We start from the raw sequence: 15,321 nt of genomic DNA, 5'->3' as shown, positions 1-15,321 counted from the left end.
CAGCTAAACTCCCCTGCCCTTACGCCCTGCCCTCAAATCGTGCCATAGCCGCCACCGCCCGGAGTTTCGATGACAAATATGTCGCCCGCCGCCATCTCGGCCGTTGCCGTCGCGCCCAGGATTTCGACGCGGCCATCGGCACGCTCTATGCGGTTGATTCCGGGCATTGCCGGTTCACCGCCGGCAAGCCCGAAGGGCGGAATCTTGCGGCGGTTGGACAGGATGCCCGCCGTCATCGTTTCCAGAAAGCGCAGGCGGCGTACCGCGCCATCACCACCGCGATGATGCCCTGCGCCGCCAGAGCCTGTGCGGACCGAAAATTCCTCCAGCAATATCGGGAAGCGCGTTTCCAATATTTCGGGATCGGTCAGGCGGCTGTTGGTCATGTGAGTCTGCACCACCGATGCACCGTCAAAATCCGGTCCTGCGCCCGAACCGCCCGCGATGGTTTCATAATATTGGTGCCGTTCATTGCCAAAGGTGAAGTTGTTCATTGTCCCCTGCGCCCCCGCCATCACCCCGAGGGCGCCAAAGAGCGCGTCTGTAATCACCTGGCTGGTTTCGACATTTCCCGCGACCACCGCAGCAGGGTAGCGCGGATTTACCAGCGTTCCTTGGGGTGCGATGATGGTGACCGGTTTCAGACAACCTTCATTCATCGGAATGCTGTCATCGATCAAGGTGCGGACAACATACAGCACTGCGGCGCGGACGACCGATACCGGCGCATTGAAATTTCCATCCAGTTGCGCGGTCGTTCCGGTGAAATCGACAATGGCGGTGCGGGCTTCCCGGTCGATCCGGATATCCACCTCGACCACTGCCTCATTGTCCATGGCGTAGCGGAAATGGCCGTCCGACAGGCGCAGGATCAAACGGCGCACGGCATCCTCGGCATTGTCCTGCACATGCTGCATATAGGCCGTGACCACAGCCCGGCCATAATCGCCGCTGATCCGCACCAGTTCGGATGCGCCCTTGGCACAGGCGGCAACCTGTGCCTTCAGATCGGCCAGATTCTGCGTAATGTTCCGTGACGGCCATGCGCCGGACCCCAGCAACCGGCGGACATCCTCCTCCAGAAACTGTCCGTTTTCGACAATCAGCATATTGTCAATGAGGACGCCTTCCTCTTCGACCGACCGGCTATTGGGGGGCATTGACCCCGGCGTGATCCCGCCAATATCCGCATGATGTCCACGCGCCGCCACAAAATAGGAAGGCAAGGTGTCACAGGAATCGACAAATACCGGCATGATGACCGTGATATCGGGCAAATGGGTTCCCCCGTCATAGGGGGCATTCAGCGCGTAGACATCGCCTGCACAAATTCCCCGCCCGTCACGGCCGCCTGCCCGCCGTTTCAGGATCGTGCGGACGCTTTCCCCCATTGATCCCAGATGCACCGGCATATGCGGCGCATTGGCCACCAGATTGCCGTCGGCATCAAACAGCGCGCAGGAAAAATCCAGACGTTCGCGGATATTCACCGACGACGCACTGTGCTGCAACGCCGCGCCCATTTCCTCCGCAATTGCCATGAACAGACCGCCCATGATTTCAAGGCGGACGGGATCGACCTCGGTTCCGATGGCAACAGGGGTGGCGCGGGGCGTGCTGCGTGTCATCATCAGATTGCCGATGCTATCGACCTCGACCGACCAGCCGGGTTCCACCACGGTTGTCGAAACCGGATCGATAATGATCGCAGGACCCTGCACCGTAAATCCGGCGGCAAGATCGCCCCGGTCATAAAGCGGCGTATTGTGCGCGGCGCCCGCCATGAAACAGGACAGATGCGCGAGCGGCGGACCGGATTTTGCCGGCAGGTCGAATAGGCGGCCGCTTTCATCAGGGCTGCGGAAAACCGCCTCCACACGGACCATTTCGACGACCAGCGGCGCGGCGCTGATAAAGCCGAACTGGCGCAAATGCCGTTCCTCAAATGCCGCGCGCATGGCGGGCACGTCGCCATAGGCAATTTCGATACTGCTATCGGTACCTTCATAGCGGATATGGACGGCAGCCTCCCCAAAGACGGGGCCGTCAACGCCCTGTGCCCGCAAATCGGCTTCCGCATCGGCAGTCAGTTTCCGGATGAGCGGCGCGAGCCCCTCTTCATCCATCGGGCCGCCATAGGTCTGTTCCCGGATGGCCCGCCGGTCGGCAAGGCCCATACCATAGGCCGACAATACGCCGGCCAGCGGGTGGATCATCACCTGGTCCATGCCCAGCGCATCGGCGACAAGACAGGCATGCTGCCCGCCTGCACCACCGAAACAGGCCAGCGTGTAGCGGGTCACATCATGACCCCGCTCGACCGAGATTTTCTTGATCGCATTGGCCATATTGGCCACCGCAATGGTGACAAAGCCTTCGGCAATTTCCTCCGGCCCCAGTTGCTGTCCGGTGGCCATAGCAATCTCGGCGCTCATGGTCTCCAGCTTGCTGCGGACAATTGCGGTGTCGAGCGGCTGGTTGGCGTCCGGTCCGAAGATGTTGGGGAAATGGTCGGGCACAAGCTTGCCCAGCATGACGTTGCAATCCGTCACGGTCAGCGGCCCGCCGCGCCGGTAGCAGGCAGGCCCGGGGATTGCGCCAGCCGAATGCGGGCCAACCTGAAAACGCGCGCCGTCAAAAGTGCAGATGGATCCGCCCCCTGCGGCAACCGTATGGATGCGCATCATCGGCGCGCGAATGCGCACGCCTGCCACCATCGTTTCGCTTTCGCGTTCATATTGGCCGGCATAATGCGACACGTCGGTCGACGTGCCGCCCATGTCAAAGCCGATGATATGCGCAATGCCCGCCTGCGCCGCGGTCTTGGCCATGCCTACAATGCCACCTGCCGGCCCCGACAGGACAGCATCCTTGCCCTGGAACCGGTCGCTGCTGGCAAGCCCGCCATTGGATTGCATGAACAGCGCCGCAATGTCGCCGCCCGCATCGCTTTCCAGTTGCCGGACATAATGGCGCAGCACCGGCGACAGATAGGCATCAACCAGCGTCGTATCGCCGCGCCCGACCAGCTTGATCAGCGGGGCGACGACATGGCTGACCGAGATATGCGGAAAGCCGATATCCGCAGCGATATCCGCCAATATTTTTTCGTGTGCGGGATAGCGGAAGCCGTGCATCAATATGATCGCCAGCGACCGAAGCCCCTCATCGAAGGCGGCCTGCAACCCGGCCCGCGCGCTTTCCACATCTAGGGGTTTCAGGACATCGCCACGGGCGCTGATCCGTTCGTCAATTTCGACCACTTTGGCGTGCAATGGCGCAGGCAGATCGATCTGGCGCACGAACAGCTTCGGCCGTTCCTGATAGCCGATCCGCAAGGCGTCGCCAAAGCCGCCCGTGATGGCAAGGCAAGTCGGTTCACCCTTATGTTCAAGCAGCGCATTGGTCGCAACGGTCGTGCCGATACGCAATTCCAGCGGCGGCAAGGGGCCTGACGAAACACCCGTCACCTGACGGATCGCGGCAATGGCCGCGTCGCGATATTGTTCGGGATTTTCGGACAGCAATTTGACCGTCCTTATTTGGCCGCCGGGCGAACGCGCGATCACGTCCGTAAAGGTGCCACCCCGATCGACCCAGAATCGCCAGCTATCTCCGTCCATGTCCGGCGACTAACCCTTGCTCCATGCCGGCGCCAATGAAAACTTCTTTTGCTGCGGCATTCAAATCGGGGAAAAAGGCCGTCGACATTTGCAGAATGGGTCCGGATCACCTATCTGCACCAGCAATCCATTCACGCAAGCATTGCCCCCTCTTTCATCAAAACGAGTTTCCAATCGTGCGCCGTCTCACCGTCTGGTATGATCAAAGCTGCCCCTTATGCCGCAGGGAAATTGCGCTGATGCGCCGTCTGGACTGGCGCAGGCGTATCGATTTCATTGATGCCGCCGACCCCGCCACGGTTTGCCCGCTGGACCGGGCGCAGTTGCTGGCCCGGTTTCACGCCCTGGAAAATGGCAAAATGCTTTCGGGCGGCGGCGCTTTTGCCGCAATGTGGCGCGCCGTCCCGCTTCTCTGGCCCCTGGGTATGATGGCGAAATTGCCGGGTGGGGAGCAGGTGCTGAACTGGGCCTATGGGCATTTCCTGAAAGCCCGCCCGCGCCTGCAACGTTTCTTTCGGTAAGCGGCGATAGCCGGGCAGCTTTCTTTCCGTCCGGGCTGGGCCAAGCGTCAAAGCAAAAGAAATCGCTCGCTTGCGTCTTAGAGATGCGGTTTGGAACTGCGATGATGCGGGCGCATGGGCGGGCGTTGTTTTCAACCCCAAGCAGCGAACGCACGAAGAAGGCATTGCGTGCGATCTTGGTCCCAGCAATACCGCGCGCCGTCCTTACCGGGGCGACTGCCAGTCAGGGTGGGTGCACGGAAGCTATTTGGTTAATCTTGCCGGCTAGAGCGCCAGGTGAGCATCTCCTTCTTCGCCTATCATGGTCAACGCGAAGCCGGATACCAGCGCATTCGCTGCAGACAGATGTCATTTGCGACCCAGGGCGGTTTGATTACAGTACCAGCATGACTGAAGGCCCCTTGTGAGCAGTCAGAGGTGTTCGACTTGATAAGCCCAGTGCAGTTCAGGGCCCACCGTGCCATGCACAAAGTAGCATCTACGCAATGCCAAGGAACTAGACACTAGTTTCTTAGGTGAATGGCGGTGGAGGCAGTCGGACCCGAACCTATCTCCGACTGCATTTCCCTGTAATGCAGGGAATTTACAGGGAATTGTGCAAATTTAGAGAGGCTTACCAGCATTTCCTGCCCTCCCGGCCCAGCTCTTCTGCGGGTTAGCTGGTCAAATTCCCTAAACATCAGAGCAAGGAATAAATTTCGGGGAGCAGCGAAATGCTCTTAGATTACAGGGAAGCTAGCCGGCTAACTTCTCCGGCTGTCATTTGGACATACGTCAGATAATTGCACGTTGAATATGCACCTAAAGATGGCCGCAATCGTTCGGCCTTGATCTGACCAGCGTTCCAGTTTTTCAAAAAAATTTTCGAAGCCGTGAACCGTTTTTCCCGCCGATGTCGCCTTTGCTTTGTGATGGTCTGAAATTTCTCCACACGGAAAGGAAGCACAGGATGGGCAAGGCACTTCGGATTAGACTACTATGTTCCGCAACTATCGCTGTATGCGCTCTGGGTTCGGCACCTGCATTCGCACAGAACAGCGCCACAGTAGAGCCGTATGCGACCGAAGATTTTGCGGGCCCCCATCCAGGTGCTTCTGATCCTGATCCAGAAGAAGCCAATGTCGATTTTGTCAGCGACGATGGAACGATCGTCTACAGCCAGATACCTTATCTGGAGCTCGATCTGACGATCCCTGGCAATCTGGGACCAGAACCGGCAACTGTATGGACAAAATCGACCGGGCTTTTCACCATAAGGCCAGTGGGTGCACTCAGCACGGCCGTTCAGGGCGAGTTTGTTGATATCAACGGCGTATCCCGTGACGGCCAGGTTGCTGTCGGGGTAAGTTATAATGGTGATGTCACCTTAGGCGCACAGGCATTCGTCTTTACTCTCGCAAATCGTACTACGCGCGGCTTGGGCTTCTTGCCCGGTGCGAGCAGCTTGCCAATCAAGCTCCGCTCAAGTGGAGCCGTTGGTGTTTCCGCGGACGGTTCGGTGGTAGCAGGCTATTCCAGCTACGGTCTGGAACCGGGGACTCCCAGCAGCAGTGGGTTGGCACTGTTCCAGGCATTTCGGTGGACAGCCGCAGACGGCATGACCGGTCTCGGTTTCTTAGCCGGGAATAACCAAAGCCAAGCAACGGCCATCAGTGCCGATGGCACAACTATTGTCGGGCGATCATTTAGCGGCCAGGTTATCACTGTTGGCGAGAGGGCCTTTCGCTGGACGGCAAGCGGGGGAATGCAGGGTTTGGGACCGATTGCCGGAATAACGGGAAATCTCGTAAAATCCGGTGCTTTGAGGGTCAGCCCCGATGGTGGGGCCATCTTGGGCTATTTAGAGACCGACAGCTCTACTGCGAGAAATTTTTTCTATTGGACGGCTGCGGGTGGCGCGCAGGAGATCATCCGCCAAATCGACTCAAGTGTGGATATACTGGGCTCGTCTGCTGATTTAAATGTTGTTTTTTCTGTTCAGGCACCGCTCCGGGCAGGACCTTATCACATCTACCGATGGACGCCGGCTAGCGGTAACACCGATTTGGGAGCGTTGCCCAATTATCCAATTGTCTCTGCTGACTTTCCAAGCTCCATGAATGCAGCCGGTTCGATCCTTCTGCTGAACGGTGACGGTGGTCAAGGCGCTCAAAGTGGAATTATTGATCGCAGCAATGCAACCATGTTCCGCTGGACCGAAGCTACCGGATTTCAGCCAGTCATCGACCTGCTGCGTAATGCTGGCGTATCGATCGCTGCGGACAAGAATGTAATGTTTCGCGGTGGCATTTCTGCTTCCGGCGAGTTCTTTGCTGCCTTTTTCAATGATGTGGGCAAAACAACCGGTACACATTATATCGTCCGCTTTCGGGACGCAGCGGTGGTAACTCCACCTCCTCCCCCGTCGCCTCCTCCTCCACCTCCACCGCCACCCCCTCCTGCGCCACCGTCTCCTCCGCCGCCGCCTGCGCCGCCTCCACCACCACCTCCTCCTCCACCGCCGCCACCTGCGCCACCGCCTCCTACATCGGCGCCTCCACCTCCCCCGATAGCCGGCGTTACAACACCCGCGTCGGTTGCCGGGTCGGTCCAGCATCTTCTGCGCGCGCGCGGAGATCTGGTCGCACAAGGTCAAGGGCTGGCGGCGGCCTTGCGCTGCGACCAGATAGGGACAAACGAAAACAAACAGGGTGCCCGGCTGGGCGCGTTTGTAGGAGTTGGAAATCTGGCTGGCGGCGCAAGCGGAGATGTTCGCAACGCGGACGGGCTTCGTATCTGTGGCGGCATCGCGCGTGTCGAGAGCAGTTCTTCGCGTGCCGCAATTCGCCAAGGGACGATGCTATCGCTGGCACTTGGCTGGCAAAAACCCGAGGGCACGGTACGCCCCTTTGCACGGATCGGCGGCTGGATCGTACCTGATGCGCAGCTTCAACTGAATCGAAGCTATCTCAACGGCACCAAACTTATCGACGTCAGTGGTGACACCGATGGTTCACTCAGCTTCATTTACGCGCTGGCAGGGGCCGAGATCGAAGTTGGTCCCAGCGACCAACTTCAGCCAAGCATCGAAATCGGCCGAAGCTGGATTCGCAGCGATGCCTATAGCGAAGAACTTTCGCCAGCGAATCCGTTCGAAGCAAACAGCAGCAAAGGCCGCGACAGCGTCACGCTTGCGAAGGCGTCTCTTGGCTGGCGACATGACTTTACTGCCGACCTTTCACTGGAAACGCATGCCGCGTGGACAAAGGCGTTTTCGCGATCTTCGTCCTTGTCGGTTGCCGTACCGGGAATCGGAGTTTTATCTCCCTTGAATGAGAAGATGGGTTCGTGGACACAATATGGAGGCCGGATTGATTATCGCATCGATGGTCGATGGCGGGCGCAGCTCTTTATTGAGGGTACCGGCGGAAAGCATGTCGGTAGCAGCCGCCAATATGGGCTTTCCTTAAGCCTGAGCCTATAACGCCGCAAATTCTGGCCGGTTTGTTCGAACAGGAACATACTGGCCATTTTGTGCATAAGGATCGAAAAGCGGACCATGTCTCTTGATTCCAAAGCGCTGGCCATTGTCGAAGACGCTCTCAGTGTGGAGGATCGTGACGAGCGTTCCAGACTGGTAGTGCGTGCCTGCGGCGGAGATGCAGCGCTGCTGGCTCGCGTCGAGGAACTTTTAAGCCACGACAATGACAGGTTCCGCCTGACGGCTACCGAAAGCTTCATGCGGCCAATGAGCGTGGTCGATGTGATCCCTGACCGGATCGGGCCATATCGCGTCACCGGCGAAATAGCACGCGGCGGGATGGGCGCTGTGGTCAAGGCCGAACGCGACGATGGAGTGTTCGAAAGGCAGGTGGCAATCAAGCTGATCCGGGGCGACTTGGCGAGTGAAAGGTCCAAGGCACGCTTTGCTGACGAGCGGCGGATATTGGCGCGATTGAGCCATCCCGGTATCGTCCGGATCCTCGACGGTGGCGAGGTAGACAATCGCCCCTGGCTCGCAATGGATTTTATCGATGGCCTGCCGGTGACGCAGGCGCTGGAGCAAACATCGCACGATATCCGGCTCGACGCATTCGAGGCCATTTGCGAGGCTGTCGCCCATGCGCATCGCAACCTGATTGTGCACGCCGATATCAAACCGTCAAACGTGCTAATGGACAGCGATGGCGCGGTGCACCTTCTCGATTTCGGGATTGCGCGGCTGATTTCCGATCTTGATGAATATGAAAGCGGTGATCCCTATCCCCTGACCAAAGGTTATGCCGCGCCGGAACGCGGGGTCGGGGTTGCACCGACCATAGCAAGCGATGTGTTTTCGTTGGGTGTGTTATTGCTCGGGATATTTGGGCGCTGTGTACCAGGTGACAGGGTTGAATGTGTGCCGGGTACGCGACTGCCTGTCGGCGAACTCGAAGGCGACCTCGCGGCAATTGCGGCAAAGGCGCTTTCTGAAGCGCCCGAGGCGCGCTACCCCGACGTCTCGGCTTTACTGGCAGATATGCGGCGATTTCGCGCATCCGAACCCGTCGAGGCGCGCGGCGATGCAGGTTGGCAGTATCGCGCGGCGCGCTTTGTCCGGCGGCACCGAAGCGGGTTGGCTCTGACGGCGACTGCTGGAGCGGTGCTGCTCGCGACCAGCGTGGTGAGCACCGTCAGCTACTATCGCGCAGAAAGGGCTTTGGCAGAGGCAGACAAGCGCTTTATCGAGCTGCGCAGTCTTGCGCAGTTCATGCTCACAGAACTCAGCGATAGGATGAGCGATGCGCCCGGTACCCTGCCTGCACGGGCCCGGCTCGCTGAGGTTGCGGGACGGTATCTGGACCGGTTACGCGCGGTGCCCAGTGCGCCGCTCGATCTTCGGCTTGATACCGCGCGGGGCTATATCCGACTGGCGCGGTTGCAGGGGCTATCAGGGACCGCAAATCTTGGGCAACCTGTGAAGGCCGCGCAGTCTCTCGATCATGCTCAAGCTATTCTGGACGAACTTGATCCCGCAAAGGCCGCAGTTTCAACAGCGTTGGGCGAGGTTGCACTGGCACGTTGGTCGCTGGCTTCTGACACTAGAGGCATAGGCTGGACCGCCAAAGCGGACGACTATTTTGCGCGTGCTTTGAAAGCTGATCATGGTGACAAAGCCGCCCTGCTGGGGTCTATGACAGTCCGCAAGAATAAGGGGTTCGATCTGATCACGGCCGATAATCCGGCACAGGCCTTACCGGTATTGCAGAAGACGCTTGCTGATTTACGTTCGGTCCACTGGCCCAAAGAACTGGCACGTGACGCCAAATTGCTTGAGGTCAATCTGCTCGCTCGCATTGGCGATGCCATCTATTACCGCGGCGACACATCCGGCGCCCTCGTACCTTACCGCGAAAGTGCTGCCTTGATCCGCGCTGAGTTGGCGCGCGCACCGTCTTTGATGTGGGAGGAGAAACTTGGCGAGGCGGCATGGAATATTTCGGGCACATTGGGCGAAATCAGCGGGTATGAGGGCGAAGCGCTGGCAGAAGCCAATAAGGGGATTGCTGCTTTAAACCGGACATTGGCCTTTGGTCCGGATGCCGCACTGGAAAAGCGTTTGGTTATATTGCTGGGTCAGCAAGCATTACTGCTGGACGATATGGGACGCACGGCAGATGCCGTATCTGCATCCACACAAGGCATAAGCTTTCGCCGCAAATGGCTGGCCGAAGCTCCTGGAGATCCTAACCGTCAGCGCGATGTTGCGGTAGCGCTGGCGGCACATTCCGACTTGCTGGCCAAATCCGGCAATCTTTCCGCGGCCTGTAGCGAAGCACAGCAAGGCACCCTATTACTTGAGCGGATGCGCCAGAGTGGCAATCTTTCAAACCGCGATGCACATATCGACGTTCCGAAACTTGCTGACGCTGTAAGGCGGCATTGCCGCTAACATCAGTCTTCACCCATACCGAGTTCGCTCGCGAGCCACAACCGGGCCGTCTGCCATCGCCGCTTGACTGTGGATTCCGATTGTTCGAGCACGACCGCGATCTGTTCGACCGGTAAGCCGACGAAAAAACGTAACTCCACGATATGTGCCAACTCGGGCGAAATATCCTCCAGCTTGACGAGTGCAGCATCAAGCAGTTCTACATCAATAGAGGGACTATGCTCCCCAGCCTCGATGAAAACCGTCGGGCTTTGCCGCTTAAGTCGCCCCCGGCTCCGCACCGCATCCAGCATAGCCTGTCGCATGATGCGCGCACCGGTGGCAAAGAAATGTTGCCGGTCATTCCAGCTCATGCGCTCCAGCTGAACAATTTTGAGCACAGCTTCGTTCACGAGCTCGGTAGGTTGTAAAGTCAGCGCCGGAGCATCGAGCCGCAACATTCGCGCTGCTGCTGCGCGCAACTCGTCATACAGCTCGCTCAACATGGAATCGCGGTTGATCAACAGATGCCCCCCAGATGGACCGTTCCTATCACAAACCGAACAAACGCCGCCAGTGTCTGAAACGCAGAATCCACGAACCAAAATAGCCAAAAACCTGTCGGGAGTTACGGATTTAAGGGGATCGCGCTGAAGAAAGTTCCAGCTGGTGAAACTTTAAGCAATGAAAACTAGAGAATTGGATGTTTCAAAATTGCGGGAAGCCTGATTGGACAACTGAACCGAAATCTGCGGCTCGTATCCCCGTCAAAGAGGGGGTCGACAAAATCCCTCGCTTCCCACATCAATTGACCAGAGGCAGGAGGAAAGCTTGAAACGCACGCAATCGACACTGGCGATCTTGGCACTCGCACTCATTAGCTTTCCTGCCGTTTCTAAGCCTGCGAAGCAGACCATTCGTCCGGTTATGGTTGCAGGCAATGGAGACTTGGACGCCTGTATGAGCACGTCTTCGGTAAAGCCGCTAAAGCCGGGCAGCTTTCTTTCCGTCCGTGCGGGGCCGAGCGTCAAGGCAAAGGAGATAGCCCGCCTGCGTTCAGGAGATGCGGTTTGGAACTGCGATGATGCGGGCGCATGGGTCGGGGTTGTTTTCAACCCCAAGCAGCGAACGCAGGAAGAAGGCATTGCGTGCGATCTTGGTCCCAGCAATACAGCGCGCCGTCCTTACCGGGGCGACTGCCAGTCAGGGTGGGTACACGGAAGCTACCTAGTCAATCTTGCCGGCTAGAGCGCCAGGTGAGCATTTCCCTCTTCGCCTATCATGGTCAACCTGAGCTGCGCCAGATTGTCATTGACCATATTAGCCATCTCGCGAGCCAAGGTTTTCGTAGCAACACAACCAAAGGCAGTGATCATACTAACGGCTTTCTGGAAGCGTTGGCGGATGGCAGCTCCGATCCCGCAGTTGCATTTCAGAAAACCGGGTTCCCCTATCCGCTATTACAGATTTGCGAGAGCATTTTTAAGGGCCTGCCTACCAAGCAAGCGGCGGCTTTTGCTATTGAACTGGTCCAGACGGCACAAATCGATGCGGATATTTCGGATGTCGCCTTTCATTTTCTGGAATGGATGATTGAAGATTCACTATCCACGCATGGAAGATCGGGTCTGCAATTTTCAGCAAAAGACAAAGGACTTGTTTTGGCGAAACTTGCCCAGATGCAATGTGACGTCTCCAGTGCAGCGATAATCAAAAAGTTGACCAGACAGGCGAAGCGGCACGATTTGCCGATCCCGACGTCCGATGAAAAATTCGTACTCGACGCCCTCCATTTGGTGCTCGGCGGCAGTAGCGCCGGAAGTGCGGTAGATTGGATCGCTGACCTCGCTCCAGATCCAGAGGCAAAATATGCGCTTTTTGCCCGCAAGCTCATCGAACTGGTGAAAACCGCCTGACCTTCACCTCTATTTGCCGCCATGCGCGGTGGTCATCGAGCAAATGTTGCATCAATCACCACATGATTTCATCCCGCCGAAAGTATAAGATAACGACGCGCAACCCAACCGGACCGGCACGGCCCGCGATAGGCCAAGGGTCGCTTATTTCTCATGTCGGCAAGACCGCAATCATGGGGGCCATAAGGCGACGTATCTTCGGTGCCCGGTTCATAATAGAGCACACCGACCCATTGCTTGTTCGTCAGCCCGGTGCAGATTATGACCGGATAGCCAGGCGCAATGCGGTCCAATTCGGCGGATTTTATACGGGGTGCATTCCGGACAGCAAGATACGAACCGGCTTTCATCGGCCTGACCGTCGCCCGCGTCAGAGCAAGTTGCGTGCAATTATTGCCGGTAAAGGGCCCCCCGACCATGACAGGCACAGATGGTGGCTGGAGATCTTCGCTACACGCCAAAATGGTGTTTGGATGAAGCACTCCGAATCCAAAGATCATGGCGGACACAACAAAAAAACGCCCGCGGCAAGGCATTCACAAATTCTCGCATAAAATTTGCTGTGGCGGTCCTCCCAATTTATACTGTCCGCGTTCATAACCTCTGCCATCATAATTTTGCCAGAGATCCACAGAATATATCCAGCAGCTATTGTCGGTCTTGCGCGCAGCTATCCATGCGCCAATCTGGCGATATTCCGGGTAAGAGGTCATTTCGTTCTTATGGACATACCAGGCTGCACTATAGGGATGAATTTTGAGGATAGTTTGCCCGGGCACCAAAGTCGGAAACGCGGCGCGGAAGCCGGATATCCACTCCGCATTGGTCGACAAGGCCGGTTTCAATCGAACCGCCGCAAGAGACGCGCCCCGATTACTTGCAACTAACGCCGCAATCTTCCGGTCGTCTCCCATTGTTTTCAAAGCCGCTTCAGCGCGGCCCAATATCGGCGCCACTTCGGTCATGTCGGGATAGATTTTGGCAATTCCGGCCAAGCTATCACGGAGCGCAACTATACTCATTCTCTGCCCCTTGGCGAGGCATATATCCTGTTCTATTGGCGGGACATAACCAGCTGGTCCACGCTGGCCTGCATTATTGAATGCTTCGAGGTAACTGTCGATGCTGCGTTCAGCCCCCAACACCTGTCCTAGATATTTTTTGCGTTCCAAGCCTAGCTTCTTGGCATCGGCTGGTCCGGCTAGAAAGTCCGAAAGCAAGCGGTTCGACGCATTGATGTCGGTCTGTGCCTGTTCAGCTTCCGCCCCGCATCCCCCACGACCACCCAGATTGATAATACCGTAGCGTTTCGTAAAATCCCAAGTTCGCTTAACCGGATTGCCCGAAGATGCCTTCGCGGTCGAAGATGATGGCACACTTCCACCCGATCGCCTGTCGTTCCGCTCATTTTGAGCGAGCACGTCCGGCGTCAACGCCAGCGCGGAAGCCATCCCAATGAATAGTCGAATGAACCTGGACATGCGCATAATCCTCTTAAACTATGGAATTGGCCTGCCTCGGTTGACTGTCTGGCTCAATCCCCACAATCAAAGGGAGTAATACGCACTACGCTGGCCCCGGAATGATAAGCGAGAGGGTCGTTCCGCTTTCATTTCCGTCGATCTTCAAGTTTCCACCGACTGCTTCTGCACGACTGCGCATGCTGGTCAAACCTCGTCCGCCCTTGATTTCAGCAGGCAATCCTCGGCCATTGTCGCGGACTGAAATGTGGATAAATCCATTATCATCGATCCGGCTGATCAATGAAATTTCCGTACCGCCTGAGTGCCGCATCGCGTTGGTAACAGCCTCCTGCAAAATGCGCAGAATTTGAAGTGTCGGACGCGGTCCGGGACCGGGTTCGCCATCTTTCAAGCCGTGCTCGACAGTGAAGGTCAGACCTGCTGCCTCCACTTGGGCGCGCACGCGGTGTTCAAACGACCGGAGTGTTTCAGCAAGTCCGTCATCGGCCGAGTCCATGGAGTCCACAATCAAGCGCAAATCCGAAATGCTGGATTGCAGTCCTTGTTCCACCTGGATCTTGTCCGCACCACCCTGCCGTACCTGCATCATCAGGCCCAACAACTGGCCGCCAATACCGTCGTGCATGTCCCGAACGATGCGCTGGCGCTCTTCGAGCATCACTTGACGCTGCAGCATCTGCTTCTGGGCATCATAGCTACGCGCGAGCTCGGCATTTTGTTCATCCAGCTTGGCTGCAAGAATTTCGTTGGATTGAATAACCGTCCGGCGCGCCTCGCTGGCCTCCCGTGCAATCGACGCGACGACGCCGAGACCGAGCAGCAAACCGGCCGAAGCAGCCGCATAAAATGTCAGCGATAGCTCCGGAAAGAAGGGCACTGTCCAGTCAAACGCAGAGTCTCCGGCATCCACCACCAAGGCCAACAAGCAGAACATCAGCGCAAAGCGTTCCAACCGACGGCCATCGCTCCGCGTTGCAATCCCCCATGCAAGCAGCGGAAGTCCAATCAGGGCCAAAATGAGCAGAGCAACCGAAATCAACAGGGCGAGATTTTTAAACCATTCCCGGATCGCAGGGCCGACGACGAATCCGGCGATAGTGATGCCCGCCAAGTAAACGATCAAGGCGATCCACAGCCAGAAAAACCAACGCGACCATTTCTGCGATAGCGGCTCGCCCGCCAGCAAGTGCCGCGCGAAGGCGACAACTACCGATCCTTCCAATAAGTAATAGATGAAACTTGTAACCAGGAACGGGAGCTCGATGGGTGTCTGAAAAGTTATGAAATAGGTCCGTGCAGCCCAGACGACCATCAACACCATCAGCGTTCTGACACGTGGCCTATCGACACTTGGCCAATTCACCACCGCACAAAGTAGAAAGGCAAAAATCAGAAAGGAAACTGCAATGGTCGGTATAAAATTTGTGATGAGATCAATTCTGCTCGTCGCCCGTGCAGCTTCCACCGCAGGGCCAATATGAAATGGCGCCAGCGCCAAAATAGGACTCTGTGTTTCGACGAGAACCTTGATTTCATTATCGCCAACGCGAACCGCCGAAAGAGGCAACATATAGTAGAGAGCTTTCCCATCCGCAGCGCCCCGCAATGTATCAAGCGGAATGTTAGGCTGGATTACCTGACCGTTTAGCTGGATCTCCTGCAATCCAGGGGTCGGCCCGATAAAGAAGGCCAGATCATCCTCGATCTTGTCTGTCTTGAACGGTATCAGGAACGCAACGCGTCGACCGCCTTCTTCGACCGTTGACCGATAGATAGGATCCTTGAAATAGGGCGCCGTCAGAATTTTCTGCGGGTCAATAACCTTGCCGTCATCATCAATCGGTTGGAACTGGACCGAAGGACGAGAGGTCATGCCGTCAGGTCTTA

At 57.2% G+C, this 15,321-nt stretch carries 10 protein-coding genes; 5 read left to right on the top strand and 5 right to left on the bottom strand.

Annotation, left to right across the window (positions count from 1 at the left end):
• Positions 1-32 precede the first annotated feature (32 nt).
• A complete protein-coding gene (locus tag FOM92_RS15005) occupies positions 33-3,623 on the bottom strand; it encodes a hydantoinase B/oxoprolinase family protein (protein WP_143777617.1) in 3,591 nt (1,196 codons plus the stop codon).
• Positions 3,624-3,799: 176 nt separating this feature from the next.
• Here FOM92_RS15005 and FOM92_RS15000 point away from each other — a divergent pair, with 176 nt between their 5' ends.
• The 3 genes from FOM92_RS15000 (at position 3,800) to FOM92_RS14990 (ending at position 10,055) form a co-directional block, all read left to right on the top strand.
• A complete protein-coding gene (locus FOM92_RS15000; RefSeq protein WP_246087323.1) occupies positions 3,800-4,144 on the top strand; it encodes a thiol-disulfide oxidoreductase DCC family protein in 345 nt (114 codons plus the stop codon).
• Between the two features lie 949 nt (positions 4,145-5,093).
• Entirely contained in the window at positions 5,094-7,607 is a 2,514-nt protein-coding gene (locus FOM92_RS16040; RefSeq protein ID WP_211347420.1) for a hypothetical protein, read from the top strand.
• Between the two features lie 75 nt (positions 7,608-7,682).
• The gene (locus FOM92_RS14990; RefSeq protein WP_143777616.1) at positions 7,683-10,055 is read left to right on the top strand and encodes a serine/threonine protein kinase; all 2,373 of its coding nucleotides are present in this window, start codon (positions 7,683-7,685) and stop codon (positions 10,053-10,055) included.
• Between the two features lie 2 nt (positions 10,056-10,057).
• On the opposite strand, the gene FOM92_RS14985 is transcribed toward FOM92_RS14990, so the two are convergent.
• Positions 10,058-10,558: an ECF-type sigma factor gene (locus FOM92_RS14985; protein WP_143777615.1), complete on the bottom strand. Its 501-nt coding sequence runs from the start codon at positions 10,556-10,558 to the stop codon at positions 10,058-10,060.
• A 307-nt stretch (positions 10,559-10,865) separates the two neighbouring features.
• Between FOM92_RS14985 and FOM92_RS14980 the strand changes: the two genes are divergently transcribed.
• Together FOM92_RS14980 and FOM92_RS14975 are read left to right on the top strand one after the other, a co-directional pair.
• Positions 10,866-11,282, top strand: a complete 417-nt coding sequence (locus FOM92_RS14980; protein WP_143777614.1) for an integron — start codon at positions 10,866-10,868, stop codon at positions 11,280-11,282.
• 8 nt (positions 11,283-11,290) lie between these two features.
• Positions 11,291-11,950 carry a hypothetical protein gene (locus FOM92_RS14975; protein WP_143777613.1) on the top strand — a complete coding sequence of 220 codons (660 nt, stop codon included), beginning with the start codon at positions 11,291-11,293 and terminating at the stop codon, positions 11,948-11,950.
• A gap of 68 nt (positions 11,951-12,018) precedes the next feature.
• Here the strand turns inward: FOM92_RS14975 and FOM92_RS14970 are convergent, their stop codons facing one another.
• The 3 genes from FOM92_RS14970 to FOM92_RS14960 form a co-directional block, all read right to left on the bottom strand.
• Positions 12,019-12,432: an SH3 domain-containing protein gene (locus FOM92_RS14970; protein ID WP_143777612.1), complete on the bottom strand. Its 414-nt coding sequence runs from the start codon at positions 12,430-12,432 to the stop codon at positions 12,019-12,021.
• 54 nt (positions 12,433-12,486) lie between these two features.
• Positions 12,487-13,431: a hypothetical protein gene (locus FOM92_RS14965; protein ID WP_143777611.1), complete on the bottom strand. Its 945-nt coding sequence runs from the start codon at positions 13,429-13,431 to the stop codon at positions 12,487-12,489.
• An 85-nt stretch (positions 13,432-13,516) separates the two neighbouring features.
• Positions 13,517-15,307 carry a sensor histidine kinase gene (locus tag FOM92_RS14960; protein ID WP_170226918.1) on the bottom strand — a complete coding sequence of 597 codons (1,791 nt, stop codon included), beginning with the start codon at positions 15,305-15,307 and terminating at the stop codon, positions 13,517-13,519.
• Positions 15,308-15,321: the final 14 nt, after the last annotated feature.

The sequence above is a fragment of the Sphingorhabdus contaminans genome, from assembly GCF_007280415.1.
In the GTDB taxonomy this organism is placed as follows: Bacteria; Pseudomonadota; Alphaproteobacteria; order Sphingomonadales; family Sphingomonadaceae; genus Sphingorhabdus_B; species Sphingorhabdus_B contaminans.
Note: the sequence above shows the minus strand (reverse complement) of the source record. Positions and strands in the feature narration are given on the sequence as shown.

Excerpts from the sequence above, each read along its gene's own strand:
- FOM92_RS16040 (WP_211347420.1), top strand. The coding sequence starts at position 5,094 with ATGGGCAAGGCACTTCGGATTAGACTACTATGTTCCGCAACTATCGCT.
- FOM92_RS14990 (WP_143777616.1), top strand. The coding sequence starts at position 7,683 with ATGTCTCTTGATTCCAAAGCGCTGGCCATTGTCGAAGACGCTCTCAGT.
- FOM92_RS15005 (WP_143777617.1), bottom strand. The coding sequence starts at position 3,623 with ATGGACGGAGATAGCTGGCGATTCTGGGTCGATCGGGGTGGCACCTTT.
- FOM92_RS14960 (WP_170226918.1), bottom strand. The coding sequence starts at position 15,307 with ATGACCTCTCGTCCTTCGGTCCAGTTCCAACCGATTGATGATGACGGC.
- FOM92_RS14965 (WP_143777611.1), bottom strand. The coding sequence starts at position 13,431 with ATGTCCAGGTTCATTCGACTATTCATTGGGATGGCTTCCGCGCTGGCG.